The sequence below is a fragment of the Thainema salinarum CENA647 genome (assembly GCF_057732415.1).
The window spans coordinates 882,391-901,260 of the sequence record NZ_JBYJZJ010000015.1; the positions used below are offsets into that span (position 1 = coordinate 882,391).

Sequence of the window (18,870 nt, forward strand, 5' to 3'; positions counted from 1 at the left end):
TGCCTGAGTAACAATCGTTCCGTTCTCTTCCATGACACACGCGGCACCAGAGCGCACATCGAACAACTTCAAGCGTTTGCAGGCTCAACTCAGAGGGTTAGTTGGCAAGGCGATTGAAGACTATAACCTGATTGAAGACGGCGACAAGGTGATGGTGTGCCTATCTGGTGGCAAGGACTCTTACACCATGCTGGATCTGCTGCTTAGCCTCCAGCGTTGCGCTCCGGTGAATTTTGAGCTGCTGGCTGTCAACCTTGACCAAAAGCAGCCGGGGTTTCCAGAGCATGTGCTGCCGGACTATTTAGATGCGATCGCAGTTCCGTATCGGATTGTGGAACAGGACACGTACAGCGTGGTGCAGCGGGTGATTCCAGAAGGCAAAACGATGTGCAGTCTCTGTTCACGGCTGCGGCGGGGGGTGCTGTATCGAGTCGCGGAGGAGGAAGGTGCCACGAAAATTGCTCTGGGCCATCACCGGGACGATATTGTGGAAACGTTCTTTCTGAATCTATTTCACGGTGGTCAACTGAAGGCAATGCCGCCCAAGTTATTAACGGACGATCAGCGCCATGTGGTGATTCGTCCGCTGGCTTACTGCACGGAGCGGGACATTCAGCGTTATGCCAATGCTCGGCAGTTTCCGATTATTCCCTGCAATCTCTGCGGCTCCCAAGAAAATTTGCAGCGGGTACAAATTAAGCAAATGCTGCAACAGTGGGAACGCGAAGACCCCGGTCGCACAGCACGGCTTTTCCGCAGCTTACAACACGTTGTCCCCTCACATTTAGCGGACACGTCGCTACATGATTTTGCGTCGCTGAAGGGGTTGGGGGAAGAAGTGAAATGAAAGTGCGATCGCAGTAAAAGGTGTGTTGAGCGCAGCTCCTAAAAATTAACGGTGGAGTTGAGCGGCGATAGACAACCTTGCGCTATAACCAAGGTATTGCGTTCGCCGCTCCAACGAAGTGTTAGCCTACTACAGGTGCGCTGATTGAAATAGAGCGGCAGCAGTATCAATATTGCAGAGGTTTGAATCTTCAATCAACCGAGGAGATTCTTATAAAGCTTGCCGTCTTTCATAATTACGGCAAAGTTCTGAGTTGGGTTCTCGATTAGCTGAATGTTCTCTAACGGATTACCATTCACCAGTAACAAGTCGGCAAGTGCACCCTCTTCAATCACGCCTAATTTGCCCGGATAGGGATTGCGAGGCCCAGACAACGCCAGCAATTCAGCATTTGTGCTAGTTGCCATCTTTAGTACTTCGGCAGGACTGTACCAGCGAACCATTTTCGTAAGCTGTGCCCCTTGTCGAGCGGCTACCTCAGCATCGAACAATGTGTCGGTACCCCAAGCAGTTTTGAGATTATACTTCTTAGCCAGGGTATAGGCGGTGTCGGTACCTTGGGTCATTTGCAGTTGTTTGATCCGATTGGCTGCCCCTTCAGGAAACGGAGTTGCATCCTCGTCATCAAGGAAGGGCTGCAAACTAAGCCAAATTCCTTTTTCAGCCATCAATTGTGCTGTTGATTCGTCCATCAGTTGGCCATGTTCGATGCACTTCACACCAGCTCGAATTGCCGTTTGAATCGCAATCGGGGTGTAGGCATGAACCGTGACATAGGTGTTCCAGTTGGCCGCAGCATCGACAGCAGCTTTAAACTCTGCTTCCGTGTATTGGCTAACATCCAATGGGTCGTAATCTGATGACACACCGCCACCCGCTGCCAGCTTTATCTGGGTAGCACCTTGCATCAGTTGCTCACGCGTTCTGCGGAGGACTTCATCCACGCCATCGGCAATCGCCCCGACTCCATACTGTTCTCCACGACTGAGCGGTGTCGCAGGGGTTCTAGGAAGCTCGTTGAGTGAGCGAAAGTCTCCATGTCCACTGGTTTGCGAAATCATCGCACCCGAAGGCCAGATGCGGGGTCCAACGACATCGCCCTTGTCAATTGCTTTCTTCAACTCGAACACAGGCCCTGCCATATCACGAACGCTAGTAAACCCACGAAGTAGCGTTTCTGTTGCGTTAGTTTGCGCTTTCTGATAAATCGCTTCAATGGGAGTATTGGGGGAAAGTAGCTCTTCGATCGCACTGTATGCCATGAACAGGTGAACATGGTTGTCGATTAATCCAGGCATCAGCACGCGCCCCTCACCATTAATCTGAACAGTGCTAGTATCCGGTGGTACAGGAATTGATGCGGTAGAAATTGTCTGGATTTTGTTGCCAACGACTAAAACATTAGAAGGCGTAGACAGTTGATCGGAGGTACCATTTAATATCTGCACATTCTCAAACAAGACACTACTAGCGTCTTGATTCTGGTTATAAGTGGGTGCCTGACTTTGCGCAAAACCTACTTGTGCTACGAATCCGAACAGCACTAGTAGCATTGTTCCTAAGATAATCTTGTTGCGAAATCCTAGATGCATTTTCTTAATTGGCAAAAGAAAGTATAAATACTCCAGACCAAACTCACTCGTAGGAGTAGCTACAAGAAACTTTAATCTTCAGGCACAGAATAACAGTTGATTTCTACCCCTACAAGTATCTGTTACATGTTGCAAGCTAGCGGTAGGCTAACAATGAAGTTAAGTCGTGGCGGAAATCACTCTTTTAGGATTCCCAAACACTAACAGATAACTGATATATTTGTCCTAAAAAACGACCTTTAAATCCGCCACCGATTTAACTATTTATTAGATAGAAACAGTCCACCTAAACACCCAATTTGGCGGTTTAGATGAAAATACATCTGCCTAATCACTTTAATCGGGGTGTTTAGGTAGAAATACGTCAACCTAAATATACCAATTAGGGTGTTTAGGTGGAGACGTTCAGTATAACTATCCTGCAATTTGGGGTTTTGGCTGTTTAGATTAGATTTAGTATTAGGCAATAAATATTTGTTAGTCTGAAAAATATCAGTCATCATGGAACCACAGGATACCGCTACTCACTATGACCAAATTGCCCAGTGGTGGCAAACCCAGCATCGGGATTCTCGGTATGGTCTTGCTCAGCTAGAGCGAGCGATTCAGTTTACGATTCAGAAAGGTTTTGCTCTCGATGTTGGCTGTGGCAGCAGCGGGCGATTTCTCAACGTTCTGAACCAGAATGGGTTTCAGGCCGAGGGACTCGATATTTCGGCGGCAATGGTTGACCTAGCCCAGCAGTTGCACCCTGATTGCATTTTTTATCAAGCCGATATCTGCTACTGGATGCCGCTCAAATCCTATAGCCTCATCACTGCCTGGGATAGCACCTTTCACCTACCGCTGCACTGGCAAGCTCCGGTGGCAAAAAAGCTGTGCAATGCATTAGAACCGAATGGGGTGCTGCTATTTACCTGTGGTGGCGGACATACCAGTGCTGAAGTTGCTGGAGCCTTTCAGGGACAAAATTTTGAGTACAGCACCTTAGGTGTCGATGAGTTTCTGCAGATTCTGGCTGAGCAGCACTGCACCTGTCGTCATCTTGAGTATGATCAGTATCCTGAAAATCACGTGTATATCATCGCGCAGCGGATTCAAGTCTAGACCTGTTGCTTCGCTTGGTGCGGTTATGTCCTATAGGTCAAAGCTTAAGTTTGTCGCAAGTGACACATCAAATATTGATGACTACTTTTCCCTTCACCTGTCGTTGCTCAAGGTAGTGAATTGCTTCAGGAACTCCACTCAGCGGGTAGCAGCGATCGATATAGGGGACGATCTTACCCGTAGCTAGGAGATTGCTTAAAGTCATCAGGTCGTCTTGCTTGGGTTGTGAAATTAGCGGCTTTACAGTGCAACGGTTAAACCTGGAAATCCAAGGCCCCAAAAGCATCGCCTGAAAAAACTGGGCCGTGGAGCCACCAATTCCCACGTAAGTTCCTCCTGGAGCCAGGATAGGTAAATAGTCAAACACAGAACGATAGGCGGCAGCATCGAGAATTAAATCGTACTGTTGCCCTGATTGAGCGACATCTGTTTGAGTGTAGTCAATCACATGATCTGCTCCGAGCACCTGCATTATGTCTGCTTTTTGACCGCTGCAGACGGCAGTGACTTCAGTACCAAAGTCCTTAGCGATCTGCACAGCAAACGAGCCGACACCGCCAGAAGCTCCGAGGATCAAAACCGATTGTCCAGCCTGAATCTGCCCCACATCCCGTAGACCTTGCAGCGCAGCGAGTCCAGAAACTGGCACGGTGGCAGCTTCCTCATATGTAGAAGTAGCAGGCTTGAGCGCCAATGCTGATTCCGTTGCACAGATGTACTCGGCAAATGCGCCAAACCCACATTCAGACAAATCGCCAAATACTTCATCACCGGGCTTAAACTGCGAAATATCTTTGCCCACGGCTTCCACTTGGCCAGCCATTGCGGCACCTAGAATTTTAATTTGGGGCTTCAGTAGTCCGCCAAACATGAGCCGGATGAGGAACGGAGTGCCCCGCATCAAGTGCCAGACGCCAGCATCAACGGAAGCTGCATGAACTCGCACGAGTACGCCGTTATCTGGTATAGCGGGTTGATCCACCTCTTCTAATCGCAGTACATCCGCTGAACCGTACTCAGTTTGGACAATCGCCTTCATGGGGTTCCTGCAAATTCATCTGGAACGAGGATAAATGAATTTGCGTCGATTGGGCTGTTCTCTAACGTTTATTTTGCGATCGCAGTTCCAACTATCTGATAAAACGCTTCCACAGATCTAACACAACCAAGGGTAATCCCGTCATTTCTGCCAACCGCTTACTGAGAGTAGATTTACCGCCCCCCGCATTGCCAAACACCGCAACCTTTTTCATCGGTCTGTCTCAGGGTAAACAACCTATAGCCAGCGACCACCTCGGAACCGCCACCGGGGAAACCAAATCCGCATTGCCGCCTGGGATGCACAATATACCCCTAGCCACACGCAGCCATAGTGAATGGCAAACCACTGCAAATTGAACCCATTCGTTGCCACACCCGGTAGACCAACGCTGCGAATGAGGATAACAATTAGCGCCGCCTCGGCAACTCCAGCAATGAACTGATAAATACCGGGCCAGTCGTGATCCCAGCGCAGCTTTTGCAAGAGCGTGTAGAGCCCGTCCCAAGCCAAACCAAACAACGCGACGTAAATCAAAATCCAAACATAAATCTGACTAGACTGTGGCCCAAGCCAGCCCAGGGCAAAGGGTAGAGTCACTAAGCTCCCAACGGTAGCTAATAGCAATAAGCGGGTTTGCCAGCGTCCGAGTAAGGTTGGTGTCATGGTGCCTGATTCCCCGCCCACTTGAGCCATTGGGTAAATGAACGCCAGCCATTCAGTCGCCGCAGTCCCGGAGCTGCGATCGCAACTAAGTCATCGACTGAACGCAGAGCTGCATACTGGAGTCCCAGAAAGCTATCTACGGCTGCATAGGGGCCACCTAGCGTGATCACGCCTGCCGCATACATCCGTCCGGCTGAGGGACTGCTGGCGGCATCGGGCGTTGAGCGCATATTAACCAGTTCGAACTCATTAGAAACGACAAATCGGCCATTATCCAGCAGCGGCAACTGATAGTGCTGCACCAAGTCCTCCAGCAGCGGGCTTTCGGTGACGGCAGCATCGAGGCCAGTGGCGTCAATAATAAAGTCAGCCGTACAAATCGCTACACCTTTTGGAACGCCTGCTTCTTGCTCACTGTATGTTACCTGTAACCGTTGATTGTCTTGTAATACCTGCTCAACGGTACCAAACCGAATGTGGTACCACTTGTTCCGCAATCCCTGCCGCACAATCCGCTGCCAGTCACGCCGATCGGCTGTGGTGGTGCCGCCCCAGGTTCGCAGCAGTTGCGATCGCAGTTTATAGTCCGCCTGCTCCAGCGTATCGCGCAAATCCCCGCCCCAGCAGGCTTTTGGCCAATTAAACGGCTGAAACTCCCAGTGATGCTTAACTCGCCGCCGTGCTCTGCCGTAGCGATGGCCATCTTTCGGACTGATCTGCGATCGCATCAGGTGCAACACTTCTACTGGCTGACCACTGGTGCGCCGCACTTCGTCAATTCGCTGCAAAATCCGTGAGGCAACAATGCCCCGACCTTGGAGCAGGACTATTCCACCCTGGGTAGCTAACTGCTCGTAAACATGGTCATGAGCTTCATAGGCATTGACCACTGACCGCAAATCCTGAGTGCGATCGCGATAATCCTGCAGATGCGGCAAAAAGCGAATCGCCGGATAGCCTGTGGCTAGATGTACATATTTTGCAACCAAGAACCGATAGTGACCCCGACCTTGAGAATATGCGATCGCAAATCGGCCATCGTCCGTTTTGCGAATGGCGCGAATGCTGCCGTAGCGATAGATTTCAGGCCAGCCAATTCGAGTAGCTTCTCGGTCGATGGAGGCGAACACGTTCCCTGAGCGAGGCGTGTAAGTTTCCGCCAGCGTCGGCTCTGCGAACACCTGCCACAGATAGCGCAGCGCTCGATCTAATCGACCTTTGCATCCCTCATGCCACGCTTCTCGCAGCGCATAGCTAGGCCAGCCCCAAACATTATCGGGGCAAGAGTCTGAGTTAGAGCGTAGTCGCTCATGCAGCGGGATTTGGGAGTTGAGGCAGAGCTGTTTGTACTTGCCGTAGGGCTGTTGCTGGGTGCCAATGGCGACAATGTCGGCTGCCGGAACGCCAAAAATGCGTAGATAATCTATCCAGATATAGCTGCCCAATCCGGCTCCCAGTGCGGCATAGGTGGCTTGATCGGTAGCAGGATCAAACCAGCCCGTTTGCTGCAAATCTGCTAGTGAAACATGTTCTGCATGGAGAAAGCGATCCGGCGGGAAGCCGCTGCCTGTGGAGGATCGGCTACCGATTTGGGGTAGGCCAGTGGTGGGATCGAAAGGAATAACGGTATCGCGAGGCGCGGGGGGTGAGGAGTGAGAAGTAGGGGGTGGGAGGGTAGGTGAAGAGTAAGGAGTGAGGCGAGAGGAGTGAGGAGTGAGGGGTAAGGAGTGAGTTTCGGGTAGGTAGGTGGCTTGTTCTGGGGTGGCGTGGTTGGCTAGATCGGCGGCATAGTTGGGAGGTTCGACGGTGGGTGTATCGGGAACTGGTGGCGGCGGTTGGGTTGGCGATTGGTCAGGCGTGGACTGGGGGAGTGGAGTTGGGTAGAGAGATACAATTTGGATTTGATGATGGCCAATTTGGACGGTGCTGCCAGTCGTTAACTGAGCTTGGGGACATCGCTCGCCGTTGACCCAGAGACCATTGACGCTATTCTGATCGGTGATCAGCCAGCTACCTTGTGCCCAGGTAATTAGGGCATGGTAGCGGGATACCTGCTCATCAGTGAGCACCATGCGCGAAACGGATTGCCCCTGAATCTCCGACGGCATGGCTTGAAAAACGCGACCAAAAGCGACAGGTGGGCGCAGCGTGGGCATGTGAGGCTGACGGGTAACGGGGTCGTACCAACTGAATTGAATATTCGGCTGAATTGAAAACTCATGCTCATTCATAGAGCATCAACGACCTACCGAGAACTTGCCATAACTAGAATACTCTCCGCATCCGCTAAAAAATGCCCGCAGCTAGGACATGCAGAATTTCTTAACCCCAGCGGATGAACGCTCTGGCATTTGGGACATTCTAAGCCGTAGCTAGATGATGAAGAGGAAGGAGAAGGTGCGTTCGACTTTGCCGCCTCGAAGAGAATCGCATCTTCTACTTTTGCTTCCCGACCAATGCTCAAAAACTGTGAAGGAGGTAGCCCTGTTGGCTCAAACCCGTTTGGTTGTTGACGCATCGGTTGACCTGATTGATGGACTGATCCAGCCGATCCAATCAGTTGAATGTGGGTCAGCTTTAGCTCTAGCTGCCCGAGCTGAATCACGCTATCTAGGTTTAGGGCTGCCTCGCCTTCGATCAGCAGACCGCCATTGACCAACGGGGGATTTTTAGGCTGAAGATTGCGGATATAGAACCGCTGCCAGTTTGGTTTGAAGAAAATCTCAACGTGGGTTCTCGATACCGTTGGCTCCGACAGCACAAGATTGCAATACTGCGGATCGCGGCCAATGCGAATCACATCAGTAATCTGGTGTAGGTTGCAGCGGTAGGTTTCAGCCGATAGTCCTTGGACGTTGATTTGGGTCAGGGTCAGTTCATACATGGTGCAGGGCAGCCGTTTCGTCACATACTCAAAAATTCACGCTTATTCTGAGTATTCCCGGACGAGGGCCAAAATTCTTCTCCTTGCTTTACAAGGGTTGGAGATCCTGGAGATCAAGTCTAAACAAGTCCGTTGGCTGCTCAATCTCGTCAGATGTCTGGTCTTCAAGTGTAAAATAGTAGTCGTTCACCCAGATTTGGTAAACCTGGCCTGTTTCAATCGGCTGTTTCACCATGAACGGGACGGTAAATGGTTGATATTCTCCAACACAGTCTGAATGTGCTGGCAGGGTATGAAAGGCGCGAATGCGAATTTCGGTGGTATTTTCCGCTAGATTCTCTGCGCTTAGATTTTCTTCACTGGTTGGCGGTTGCTCAATCAGTTCAAGCGGCAGATCACACCCGTCGATGCGACTGCCCTCAATCCATAGCTGTAACTGCGTACCATTCTTACTAACCGAGACGAGGCGAATTGGTACATCTACCTGATTGCCAGTTTGAGTTTCGTTGGCCTGAGCCACTGATGGAATGAAAAGGGAGAGAATACCAACGAGACAAAGCGTTTTCCAAGCAAAGCAACTAAACGTTAACATGTTGTCGATGAAATGTATTGAAGGTAATTAGGTAGATGTAATACTAATCTAGATTGAAGATGAACAAAATAAATCCTTATCAAACAAGGACTTCTAACCACCTTGTTAAGGCAACCTCATAAAAAGTTGGTATCACAGCTTATATCAGTAGAGACACCACGACAATAGCAGCCAAAAGTGCAGTAAGCCAACCGATGGGGCCTAGAGTTGTTGATTCTGTAAGATCAACCCTGTACTTGCAGTAAACGCATTCGAAGATCTCGCTGTCGTTATGAATACGTACAAATCCTGGCTTGCCACATTCGGGACATTCCAAAACAGTATCTCTGGACATGATTTCCCCCTTGGTAATCCACGGATTAGCCATAGAGCCAGTTCCGGAAGATATCTTCCTTCCCAGAGATTTAATTATCATACTATTTCAAGCTCTATAGCCTTTGTATTCATTATCTCTCTAGTCTCAAAACTACGCGATAACAGATTGTGAATCTACTCATATTTTGTACATTGTAAATTAAGAACTTAAAACGAGAATTTTGATTCAAAATGCGCACTGAATTACTGCATTAAACATCTTTCGATGTAGTGCAATTTTATCAATAGGTAGATTTGAATTTGAGAGATGTGCTGGTGTAGATTAATAATGCACACCAAATCAGACCAAATGTAATCAGGTGAGTTTGAGTAAACGGTTCGTTGTATAAAAACACGCCTAGAAGTAGCTGAAGCGATGGCGCAAAATATTGCAGAAAGCCGAGGGTTGATAGCTGTAACCGCTTGGCGGCATTGTTGAACCACAGGAGCGGAAACGAGGTGGTAATACCTGCACCGATAAACAGCAGCGTCAACGGCAGCGACAGGCCAAAATGCCCCACGCCTGTTATGGCCCAGTATGAAACAAATAGGAGCGCAATAGGAGTAATCAGCAGAGTTTCGACCGCTAGACCAACCAGTGGAGCAACGGGTACAAGTTTACGCAGAAGGCCATAAAACGCAAACGTGAATGCGAGTCCCAGCGCAATCCACGGTACGGCGTTGAACTGCCAAATGAAAAACGCTACCCCAACCGTCGCCAGTACTACCGCAATCTGCTGTCCGCGATGGAGACGCTCCTTGAGGAAAATAAAGCCTAGTAGGACGCTGACGAGGGGATTGATGAAATAGCCCAAGCTGGTTTCGACAACGCGATCGCTATTTACACCGTAGATATATAAACCCCAGTTCAGCGCTAGTAAACAAGCAGTTAGTAGGAGTCCTCCAATTCGCTGCGGAGATTGCCAAAGCTCCACTAGCTCTGCTTTACGTTGCTGGATGAGTAGCACCACGCCCAGAAAAGCAACCGACCAAATGATGCGGTGACAAAGCACTTCAACCGCAGGCACTTGGCCAAACAGCTTCCAGTAAATAGGTAAGAGGCCCCAAGCCGTATAAGCCAGGACAGCATATAGAATTCCAGTCAGAGAGTTAGCTTTAGATGGAGACAAAAGAAAATTACCGTATATTCCTACTGATACCAATCTACTAGTAATCTCCCAGACAGGGCGTGTGACTCAAGTCTGTGTAGTTGAAAATATGTGGAAAGTTTTCTGCAATACACAAAGTTAATAAGGACAATATGAAGACTCCACCGATCTAGCTAGTTCAAGCCCGTAGGTGGGCATGCTCTAGCTAACTGCACCATTTGGGGATGTTAAGGTGGACATTTACATCAGTAGATCATCGGGTGCTGTGATGATAAAGTTTGCGTGGGTGCTACTGCATGGAATCGCAGGGAAAATTTGTTGTCATTGTCTTTCCTCATGGACTACAAGGTAAAATTTGGTCCACAATTTTGAGATCGCAATCCCTTTCGGTCATCTGGGAATCACCAGATGTCTCACTGCCGCGTACGCTCAAAACGCTGCACGAGCAGAACAGTGTCCCCGACTTGCTGATTATTGATACCCGTCTCCGCCATCTCCAGCCGTTTCACATCTGCCGCTGGTGCCAAGCATACTGCCCTGAGGTAAATGTGCTGCTGGTCAACGGTGCACAGCCTCGCATTCTGGCAACCGAGCGACAGTGGGCTATTGCTCAGGGCGCGGCAGACTTGCTGCCTCGCATTTGCCAGGATGCGTTGATTAGCAACGCGGCGGCAAATCTGCGCTGTGCGCTTGATCTGCTTGATATTCTGCCGTTTGACCAGCAAGCCTTCATCAGCACGCTATTAAAAATGGGACTGAAATCTCAGTCCCACTCGTTTAATAAGCGCAAGACGCAACTGCGATCGCAGTTAATTTCGCAATAGTTTTCAGGATTTGGAAACGTGAGGCAAGAGGAGTGAGGAGTAAGGTGTGTTCCTTCCTGCACTCAGTCCTCCGCACTCTACCACTACGTTGTAGAACCAACTGACGCAGTTGCGATCGCGGGTTCAGCCTCTGCTGTGTTTGCCTCTGCTGGTATTGCTTCGGTTGCTGCACTTGTTTGGCTTGATGTTTGGGTTGAATTGAGAACTTGTCCATCAATGATTGGGGAGTGAGATGCTAAGTCATACTCATAATCATTGGGCAAAATGTGGACTTTCACATTGCACAGCGCCAAATCTTCGTCGCGCAGGATTTCTGAGAGGTTGCTATAGCTGAGTTCTGCCATATCGACCACCGTTACAGCCCCTTCACCCACGACTCTCAGCCGATCACCGTCCACCACCACTGCCGTATTTTCATCAATACCTAAACCCAGTGAAATCGACTGCTGCGCCATTGCGGCCATTAGCCGACCGATGCGGCCTCGCTGGGCAAAGTGCTGATCAATGGCTACTCCGGGCAAGAAGCCCATGCCTGGCCCCATCATCACAATTTCGACTCTTGGATTGGTTTCAGAATCGCCTTCCACAATCATCATGTCCGGCATCATTGCAGCACCTGCACTAGTGCCACCAATCACCAAGCCTTCTGCATGGCGTTCGTGGAGCAGTCGGTCAATCTCCGTGTCTTTGAGAATTTCAGTAATTCGCGATTGGTCGCCGCCTGTAAAAAACACTCCGGTTGCTTGCCGAATGGCTTCCAGAGCGCGGGGCGCGTCGGCATCTTCCCGGTAGACGGTATCGATAATTTGAATCTCTTCTACGCCTAAGCGTTCAAAGGTACGAATATAGTCATCACCGACTTCGCGCGTCAGTTCTGTTGCCACGGTCATGACTACAATCTTGGCATCCAGTCCGCCAGCACAGCGGAGAAATTCGCGTAAAACTTGACATTCGCCATCTCGATCCTCAGCTCCACCAATGATCACGAGCTGTCCCTGTTGACGAGTTGTAGCCATAGAGCCTCCAAAGCCCTTGAAGAAAGAAAAATAAGTAAAGTAAAAATCAGCAAACTGGCTGCTGATTCAAACTTAGTCATCTCGTACCTTGCACTAGTCTCAAAACTTGCCCGAAAAGGCAGGAAGGGTATTTTGTCGCCGCAACGCATTGGCAAAATACCCGCTTGGGTTTTGGTTGTAAGGTGCAAGAGCAAACATTCGTATTTTCACAGCATACGCTTAGGCGTTGTAAAACTGTCTCTGTCCGCAGACAGAATGTATTACCTGTTACCGTTTCTGCCGTGCCGCTACAGGTTAACCGCCCAAAAAACAGGGTGCAAGTGCGATCGCATTCGCCTCCTGTCTCTGTCTTGCAGGTGAGCTGAATATATCTCGGGGTAGAAGGAAAAAAATCCTGCTTCCTCATAAGATGCGAGTCAGCTTTGGACTCTGTGTGATGTCTAGAGCGATGTCTATGTACAGCAACTTTGTCTGACCTGATCACCGGGAGGTTTTTATGCAGTATGTGTTTTCAATCCTGAAGCAAATGGTAAGCCGCGTCGCGCTTGTGCTGATGCTGGTGGGTGCGCTCGGCAGTTTGGCTGCACCCGCTTTAGCTGCTGATACGGATTTCTATGGCACCTCACGGACACCTGTTAATCAGTCGGTAGACAAGCAAGGTGTGGTATCAGACGAGGGGCAGAACCAACAGCTTGGACAGGCTCGTGATAAGTCTCAAGCTGCGGACTATGAGCGAGAGTCCTATGACGAAATGGCGGAAGAGGTGGCAAATCCTCGCGGCGTTGAGAAGGAATACGAAAAGAATCTCAAAACCTATCGGCAGTCTCAAAAAGACTAGTTTGGTTTAGTAGGCTTTAGGCAACGTGCGATCGCAAGCGATTCCTGAGATGAGTCAATCCAATCGGATTGGCTCTTTTTATGTGAGATCGCACTTTTCCCCTACATTTGGATTGGCAGGTGCGATCGCGACTTTCTAGTTTATTCAGGATTTACCTGATCGGACTTACTTTCCGGTGACGCAATTAACTTTTGGAATTGAGAATGTTCACGCAAACTCTCAAAAACTTGTGAGGCTGTAACTACTTCGCGTGCTGTTTCTGGGTCAAGATTGAATAAAATCTCTAAGTTACACAAAGCTTGATCTGCGTCGTTTCTTACAACATGGCACCAAGCTAAATGAAAATATAGGCTTGCATCATTAGGATTAATACATATAGCTCGATTGAAACAACTAATCGCTTCGTCATATTGTTCTATTTTGCTAAGTGCAACACCTTTGCCATAGACTGCCTCAGATAAATGGGGATTAACTACTACTGCTGTATCAAAAGTGATTATTGCATCTTCGTAGAGCTGTAAGAAGATCAGCGAGAAACCCTTGTTACATAGCGTTTGGCAATTGCCAGGTTCAACTGCTAATGCTGCATCATAGGCTGCAATAGCTTCCTCATATTTTCCTAAATCATTGAGTACAACACCTTTGCAAGAGAAAGCTTGCTGGGAGGTTGGCTTTATGTCCAAAGCCGCATCAAATGCTGCGACTGCTTCTTCATACCTTTCCAAGAATCCTAAAGCAGTACCTTTGAAGAAAAGTGTTTCATAGTCATCTGGCTGAATAGCCAGCACTAGATCACAAACAGCAATGACCTCTTCGTATCTCCCCAAGTCATTTAGTGCAAACCCTTTGTTTTTGAGGAGTTGCAGGTCATTTGGGTTAGTTTCTAATGCAGCATCGTAAACTGCCAGAGCTTCTTCGTAACTTTCTAGATATCTGAGTGCATCACCTTTCTTTTGAAAAATTAGAGAATTGTCTGGATTAAGAGCCAATGGTGCAACTCGATTGAGAATCAAAGATGCATCATAAGCTGCAATAGCTTCCTCATAGGACTCTAACTCACTGAGCGAAGCGCCTTTGAAAAAAAGCGTTAGCGGATCATTTGGATTAACTTTTAGCGATGCATCATACGCTTCGATAGCTTCTTCATGTCGCTCAAGATCACTGAGTGCCATACCTTTACTTTGAAACGCGCCAGAATCATTTGGGTCAATGGCTAACACTGCATCATAAGCCGCGATAGCTTCCTCATATTGTTTAAGTTCGGAATATATCATCGCTTTGCCATAAAGCGCCCGAAGACTTTTGGGTTCAACAACTTGCGCTAAACTATAGGTCTCAAGGGCTTCGTCATATCGTTCTAGCTCTTTCAGTGCGATTCCCTTCATGCAAAGCACCAAATCGTCATTTGGATTGATCTCTAAAGCTAAATCATAAGTTGCAATAGCATCTTCATGTCGTTCTAGTTGCTGTAGGACAAAACTTTTACGAAAAAGAGCGACATCAAGATTGGGTTCAATGGCGAGTGCTGCATCATAGGCTGCAAGAGCTTCTACATCATGGTCAAATTTATCCAATGCACCACCTAAGCTTAGCCACGCAATAGAGAATAAATCATAGCCCTGTTTGGTCTGAGCTTCGAAAATAGGTATTAACTCAAGCACATAGTCAGCTAGATTTAATCGATATCCTTTGGCTTCAATTTGACCATCACGCGGTTGAAGAACAAACTCAAGCTGTTGCAACTTGAACAAGGTATGGGATAATCGCCAACGATGCCAAAGTGTTTGCCAACCGGCTTTTGCCATCAGCATTCGTGCAATAGCTAGCACAAGTTGGGGAAACAGCGGAGCATTAATTTGTTGCAGTAAATCTATTGCATCATAGAGGTAATAAGCAGACGGAAACTGTTTACAGACCGCTTGATAACGAGCTTCCCAAGTCCCGCGTAGTGTCGGTAGAAATGTATCGATATTTAATTGCAGGTTGCGGTTGCGAATACGTACCAAATTTTCTACAATATTTCGAAATGTATGATCACTCTGCGCAGCGATTTGAGCAAAGTTGTCAGCTTCAGCTTTGATTCGGGCATAAGCAACCGTTTCGACTAGCGTATTACAAATTGCAGCATCTTCTGGATCAGGCAATTTGTACACTATAAAACGGTTCCAGAAATCACGATGTTGCTTAACGCCTAGTTTTTCCCACTCACTAGGCTGCTCTGGATTCTCCGATGCCAATTCATTACGTGCTGTGGCAATCACGCGAATTTCTGAGGGACGACATTCTGCCTCTAAAAACTCAAGCACGCGCTGCAAACGTTCTTGCAAAGACATTTTGAGAATTGGAGCTAGCTCATAGTCTCCATCTTGGGGTTCTGTCATTCGTCCCCGATACATAGCTTGATTTAGATCATCCAAAAACAGCAATAGCTTACGTTTATTGCCTAAATATTCCTTCGGCAGGCTAGTACCTAAAACCTCTGGTCGCGCCAGCTTTAAGATTGTCCAACCTTCGTTATTTAGAACTTTGGCTAATTCCGCAGCCTCACGGGTTTTGCCCAATCCTGTCCGACCTACAATGAGTAAGCAACCAGTCTCATTTAGACGATCTTCAAGTTCTCTCCGTACATTAATGCCTTCCTGACGTTGCTGATAAGGAATATTAAAGTCAGCCAATGGGTCTGTTTCTAATTGGGGTGAAGGCATTAACTCTTGCAGTACAGTTGCCGTATGAGGCGGAATCACCTGGAACGGTTCAGAATCAGGAACGAGTAGCTTTTTGTCGGCTCCTCGACGCAACTGTTTCAAAAAACCTTGACTAAGCCAACCCAGAATACCAATTCCACCACCCAGGAAAAAGACAGCTAAATCCTGATACTGTTTAGCCCACTCCCATGCAGGTTGAAGTACATCCCAAATTACCTGTAGAAGATCGCCCATCTCATGTGCATGATACTAAGAGTGTCGGCCAAATTCTATCTTAATCAACAGTTTGAGAAGGAGCATCAAATTCTACCAAATCAGCAACATGCTGCAAGAGCGTATCGAGTGGATAAGGCTTATTCCTAGTTCCAACTTATTTTGTGTCAGCGTTCCTGAGCAATGGTCTTCTGCCATTCAACGATGAGGCAATCAGCCAATTGCGAACCCAGTTGTCGTGATAGCGGAAGCCGTTGAGTTGCTCAAAGGGGCATAAGCACCCGCCCATTGCTTTGCGAGTCTTGCGACAAAAGGGATGGAAGTTCCAGAGTAAGGCCATCGAGCGCACCGACTGTTCCGCCGAGTCCCAGAATCCATGAAAATCTTGCATGGCATACAAGATGCGGTCAAGATAGTTCATCGGACGGTCAACCTGATTGCTGGTGCGATAGGCGTCAGGGAAGTCAAAGGCGCGTTGGAAGACGTGAGATTTGTCGTTGAGGCGTCGCAAGCGAGCGTCAATGGCCTGGGGCAACGCGTGGGTGTTCACCCACTCCAGCAACCGACGCAACCGTTGAGCAAAGTGACGTTTGCTCTGGCCCCGATACAGATGCCAAAGCTTGTCGGCTAGTTGCTGACCCAGGACTGGTTTAGAGCGGCACCCATCGCGAATTTTAATCACCTCATGCAGGAAGCACAGAATCCAGACCAGGCCAGGGAATAGCTCCTCCCAAGCGGCTCGGGTGGCCTCCCAACCATCAGTCGTCACCGTCTCGGGCGCATAGTCGGGAACATGATGGGCAGCTTCCTGCTGGAATACCCCATAGGCTGCGGTTAATCCATCCTGACCCGCATTGGCACTGAGACTGGCTCCCAGGACGCACCCTTGCGCCGCTGTCACTGCCAGATAGACTCGCTGCCCGTGCCAATCACAATGCTTCTCATCGGCAACTAGATGGGGGGGAGCGCCGTTTCCCTTTTGAGGGTACTGCCCACAATCGAGGCTCGACCGAACGACTGACAGAGCCGATACCAGTGCATCTCAGAACGGCCCAGCACATAGGCAATCCCCTCATACGACAGGCCATGCTTTCTTAAATAGAGCGCTTTGTCGGCCATCTCCGCCGTCTCGCTCATGTACGGCATCACCAAATCGGGACGCAGTTGATAAGCCTCTCCGGTACTCGGCAGCAAAATCCGCCGGGTCTTGAGCTGTTGACGAGAGGACTCGACCCATCCGTGAAAGCGATAGCCTGCCTCAATCCCGTCGGGAAACAGTTCCGGGTGGGATGCGATCTGCTCGTTGAGATACTGGCGAAAGGCTTCCCGGTCTTCTACTAAGACCTCGTAGTCAAGGTCGTCTGCAATGGGCAGACAAATCGTTTTATCGCCTGCTGTGCCACGCTTGCGTCGTTGCTGAGCCATCGGCTTTGGCCTGCTGAACTCTCTGCCTCAATTCTACTCAACACAAACTTGGGTGGAACTAGGCTTATTCAAGAATACAGTTGCACCTGCGGTTAAGGCTGGCTGATGGTTAATGGGCAATCCGCTCGCTGCAATGATCTTGACTTGGGGATTGAGTGCCTTTAGTTGTTTAATCAACTCAATCCGAATGGCACTGACATAAGAGAGCAAAAAAGGCTTCAAGCGCCTGATTTGTCAGAATCAAACCGTTGAAGCCCATAACCTTGCCTCTATGATGCCGAATCGTGCGGACGTTCTCAAGGCCAACTATCAGAGCAGCATCGGTCTACCCTTTGCTGAGATGCTGCCGGAAGCAGAGATTGAAACTGTGCTGAGCGAGCAGGGAATCCGATATCGACAAGTCCTCTACACTCCCATGGTCGTCCTGTGGAGTTGGCTCTCCCAAGTGCTGGATGCCGACAGCAGTCTCAGCCATGCAGTCAAGCGAGTGGTGACCTGGATGAGCGTGTCGGGATTGGAGGTGCCCTCAGCCGATACCGGGGGCTATAGTAAAGCACGAAAACGCCTTCCCGAGTCGATATTTCCGCCCCTGTTCGAGCGGGTGGTGAGGGCGTTGCAGCGCCAAGTCTCCCCAGAGCAACGCTGGTGTGGCCGTCCGGTTAAAGCCTTTGATGCGACGACGGTCTTGATGAGTGACACGCAGGCCAACCAAGCCGAGTATCCTCAACACAGCAATCAGAAAGAGGGCTGCGGCTTTCCGATTCTCAAACTCCAAGTGTGGTTTTGTGTCACCACGGGAGCGGTTATGGCCGTGGCGATGGCTCCGTTGCGGGTGAGTGAATGGCGTCTAGCCCGCCAACTCTATCAGAAACTGCGCCCCGAGGATGTGGTGGTGGCCGATTCAGCCTATGGCACCTATGTAGATTTGGCCTGGGTCGCCCGGATGGGAGCCGATGCTGTCTTTCGCAAGCATCATCAGCGCCGCTGCGATTTCAGACGGGGCAAAAAACTGGGCATTGGCGATCACATCGTCCGCTGGCAGCGCCCGAAGCAATGCCCTCAAGCCCTCAAGCCGCAGGAGTTCGAGGCTCTGGCGGCATCCATTGAGGTGCGGGAAGTGTATCTCTTCATTCAGGTTCCTGGGTTTCGCCCGACCAACTTTGTGGTGGTAACGACGCTACTCGATCCCAACCGCTATCCCAAAGCTAAACTTGCCGAACTCTATCAGCTCCGCTGGCAGGCCGCCGAAGTTAATCTCCGGCATCTCAAAACCACCTTAGCCATGGAGATGATTGCTGCCAAAACACCCACCATGGTGAGCAAAAGTATTTGGGTGCATCTGTTGGCCTACAATCTGCTTCGCACCCTGATGTGGGAGGCGACAGCCGACGGCGAGGTCGGGGTGTTGCGAGTCTCTCTACAAGGTGCTCGGCAACAGTTCAATCACTTCCGGCCTGAGTTGCTGCATCTAGCTCCATCCGAACGACGGCGAGGCTACCAGGCCTTGTTAAACGTGGTGCGAGAGTTGGTGATTCCGTTTCGACCCAACCGTTCAGAACCCCGAGTTGTAAAGCGCCGTCCCAAACCGTTCCCAAGAATGCAGGAACCTCGCTCCGTCTTGAAAGCCAGGTTGCTAGCTTGATACAGCTTATGTCAGTG

At 49.4% G+C, this 18,870-nt stretch carries 16 protein-coding genes; 5 read left to right on the forward strand and 11 right to left on the reverse strand.

Going from position 1 to position 18,870, the window contains the following annotated elements; genetic code table 11:
* Positions 1–31: 31 nt before the first annotated feature.
* On the forward strand, positions 32–847 hold the full coding sequence (ttcA, locus tag AC286M_RS05720; protein WP_488203456.1) for a tRNA 2-thiocytidine(32) synthetase TtcA: 816 nt from the start codon (positions 32–34) through the stop codon (positions 845–847).
* Between the two features lie 194 nt (positions 848–1,041).
* Here ttcA and AC286M_RS05725 read toward each other — a convergent pair whose 3' ends face one another.
* The gene (locus AC286M_RS05725) at positions 1,042–2,295 is read right to left on the reverse strand and encodes a metal-dependent hydrolase family protein (protein WP_488203457.1); all 1,254 of its coding nucleotides are present in this window, start codon (positions 2,293–2,295) and stop codon (positions 1,042–1,044) included.
* Between the two features lie 645 nt (positions 2,296–2,940).
* Between AC286M_RS05725 and AC286M_RS05730 the strand changes: the two genes are divergently transcribed.
* Positions 2,941–3,546: a class I SAM-dependent methyltransferase gene (locus AC286M_RS05730; RefSeq protein ID WP_488203458.1), complete on the forward strand. Its 606-nt coding sequence runs from the start codon at positions 2,941–2,943 to the stop codon at positions 3,544–3,546.
* 67 nt (positions 3,547–3,613) lie between these two features.
* On the opposite strand, the gene AC286M_RS05735 is transcribed toward AC286M_RS05730, so the two are convergent.
* From AC286M_RS05735 to rarD, 6 genes are all read right to left on the reverse strand, one after another.
* On the reverse strand, positions 3,614–4,585 hold the full coding sequence (locus AC286M_RS05735) for an NAD(P)-dependent alcohol dehydrogenase (RefSeq protein ID WP_488203459.1): 972 nt from the start codon (positions 4,583–4,585) through the stop codon (positions 3,614–3,616).
* A 237-nt stretch (positions 4,586–4,822) separates the two neighbouring features.
* Positions 4,823–5,251 carry a hypothetical protein gene (locus tag AC286M_RS05740; RefSeq protein ID WP_488203460.1) on the reverse strand — a complete coding sequence of 143 codons (429 nt, stop codon included), beginning with the start codon at positions 5,249–5,251 and terminating at the stop codon, positions 4,823–4,825.
* Positions 5,248–7,482, reverse strand: coding sequence for an FHA domain-containing protein (locus AC286M_RS05745; protein WP_488203461.1), 2,235 nt, complete (start codon positions 7,480–7,482; stop codon positions 5,248–5,250). Before AC286M_RS05745 ends, AC286M_RS05740 begins: the two co-directional genes overlap by 4 nt.
* Before the next feature lie 14 nt (positions 7,483–7,496).
* Positions 7,497–8,135 carry an FHA domain-containing protein gene (locus AC286M_RS05750; RefSeq protein WP_488203462.1) on the reverse strand — a complete coding sequence of 213 codons (639 nt, stop codon included), beginning with the start codon at positions 8,133–8,135 and terminating at the stop codon, positions 7,497–7,499.
* A gap of 88 nt (positions 8,136–8,223) precedes the next feature.
* Positions 8,224–8,655: a hypothetical protein gene (locus AC286M_RS05755; protein ID WP_488203463.1), complete on the reverse strand. Its 432-nt coding sequence runs from the start codon at positions 8,653–8,655 to the stop codon at positions 8,224–8,226.
* A gap of 668 nt (positions 8,656–9,323) precedes the next feature.
* Positions 9,324–10,211: an EamA family transporter RarD gene (gene rarD, locus AC286M_RS05760; protein WP_488203464.1), complete on the reverse strand. Its 888-nt coding sequence runs from the start codon at positions 10,209–10,211 to the stop codon at positions 9,324–9,326.
* Positions 10,212–10,486: 275 nt separating this feature from the next.
* On the opposite strand from rarD, the gene AC286M_RS05765 reads away from it, so the two are divergent.
* Entirely contained in the window at positions 10,487–11,014 is a 528-nt protein-coding gene (locus AC286M_RS05765; RefSeq protein ID WP_488203465.1) for a hypothetical protein, read from the forward strand.
* 83 nt (positions 11,015–11,097) lie between these two features.
* Here AC286M_RS05765 and AC286M_RS05770 read toward each other — a convergent pair whose 3' ends face one another.
* Entirely contained in the window at positions 11,098–12,030 is a 933-nt protein-coding gene (locus AC286M_RS05770; RefSeq protein WP_488203466.1) for a cyanophycinase, read from the reverse strand.
* A 496-nt stretch (positions 12,031–12,526) separates the two neighbouring features.
* Between AC286M_RS05770 and AC286M_RS05775 the strand changes: the two genes are divergently transcribed.
* Positions 12,527–12,868, forward strand: coding sequence for a hypothetical protein (locus AC286M_RS05775; protein ID WP_488203467.1), 342 nt, complete (start codon positions 12,527–12,529; stop codon positions 12,866–12,868).
* 140 nt (positions 12,869–13,008) lie between these two features.
* Here AC286M_RS05775 and AC286M_RS05780 read toward each other — a convergent pair whose 3' ends face one another.
* The 3 genes from AC286M_RS05780 to AC286M_RS05790 form a co-directional block, all read right to left on the reverse strand.
* Positions 13,009–15,807: a tetratricopeptide repeat protein gene (locus AC286M_RS05780; RefSeq protein ID WP_488203468.1), complete on the reverse strand. Its 2,799-nt coding sequence runs from the start codon at positions 15,805–15,807 to the stop codon at positions 13,009–13,011.
* Between the two features lie 136 nt (positions 15,808–15,943).
* Entirely contained in the window at positions 15,944–16,687 is a 744-nt protein-coding gene (locus AC286M_RS05785; protein ID WP_488202632.1) for a hypothetical protein, read from the reverse strand.
* Positions 16,688–16,737: 50 nt separating this feature from the next.
* Positions 16,738–17,211, reverse strand: a complete 474-nt coding sequence (locus AC286M_RS05790; protein ID WP_488202633.1) for a hypothetical protein — start codon at positions 17,209–17,211, stop codon at positions 16,738–16,740.
* A gap of 271 nt (positions 17,212–17,482) precedes the next feature.
* Here AC286M_RS05790 and AC286M_RS05795 point away from each other — a divergent pair, with 271 nt between their 5' ends.
* On the forward strand, positions 17,483–18,853 hold the full coding sequence (locus AC286M_RS05795) for an IS4 family transposase (protein ID WP_488202900.1): 1,371 nt from the start codon (positions 17,483–17,485) through the stop codon (positions 18,851–18,853).
* Positions 18,854–18,870: the final 17 nt, after the last annotated feature.

Excerpts from the sequence above, each read along its gene's own strand:
- ttcA (WP_488203456.1), top strand. The coding sequence starts at position 32 with ATGACACACGCGGCACCAGAGCGCACATCGAACAACTTCAAGCGTTTG.
- AC286M_RS05730 (WP_488203458.1), top strand. The coding sequence starts at position 2,941 with ATGGAACCACAGGATACCGCTACTCACTATGACCAAATTGCCCAGTGG.
- AC286M_RS05735 (WP_488203459.1), bottom strand. The coding sequence starts at position 4,585 with ATGAAGGCGATTGTCCAAACTGAGTACGGTTCAGCGGATGTACTGCGA.
- AC286M_RS05740 (WP_488203460.1), bottom strand. The coding sequence starts at position 5,251 with ATGACACCAACCTTACTCGGACGCTGGCAAACCCGCTTATTGCTATTA.
- AC286M_RS05745 (WP_488203461.1), bottom strand. The coding sequence starts at position 7,482 with ATGAATGAGCATGAGTTTTCAATTCAGCCGAATATTCAATTCAGTTGG.
- AC286M_RS05750 (WP_488203462.1), bottom strand. The coding sequence starts at position 8,135 with ATGTATGAACTGACCCTGACCCAAATCAACGTCCAAGGACTATCGGCT.
- AC286M_RS05765 (WP_488203465.1), top strand. The coding sequence starts at position 10,487 with ATGGAATCGCAGGGAAAATTTGTTGTCATTGTCTTTCCTCATGGACTA.
- AC286M_RS05770 (WP_488203466.1), bottom strand. The coding sequence starts at position 12,030 with ATGGCTACAACTCGTCAACAGGGACAGCTCGTGATCATTGGTGGAGCT.
- AC286M_RS05775 (WP_488203467.1), top strand. The coding sequence starts at position 12,527 with ATGCAGTATGTGTTTTCAATCCTGAAGCAAATGGTAAGCCGCGTCGCG.
- AC286M_RS05780 (WP_488203468.1), bottom strand. The coding sequence starts at position 15,807 with ATGGGCGATCTTCTACAGGTAATTTGGGATGTACTTCAACCTGCATGG.
- AC286M_RS05790 (WP_488202633.1), bottom strand. The coding sequence starts at position 17,211 with ATGGCTCAGCAACGACGCAAGCGTGGCACAGCAGGCGATAAAACGATT.
- AC286M_RS05795 (WP_488202900.1), top strand. The coding sequence starts at position 17,483 with ATGATGCCGAATCGTGCGGACGTTCTCAAGGCCAACTATCAGAGCAGC.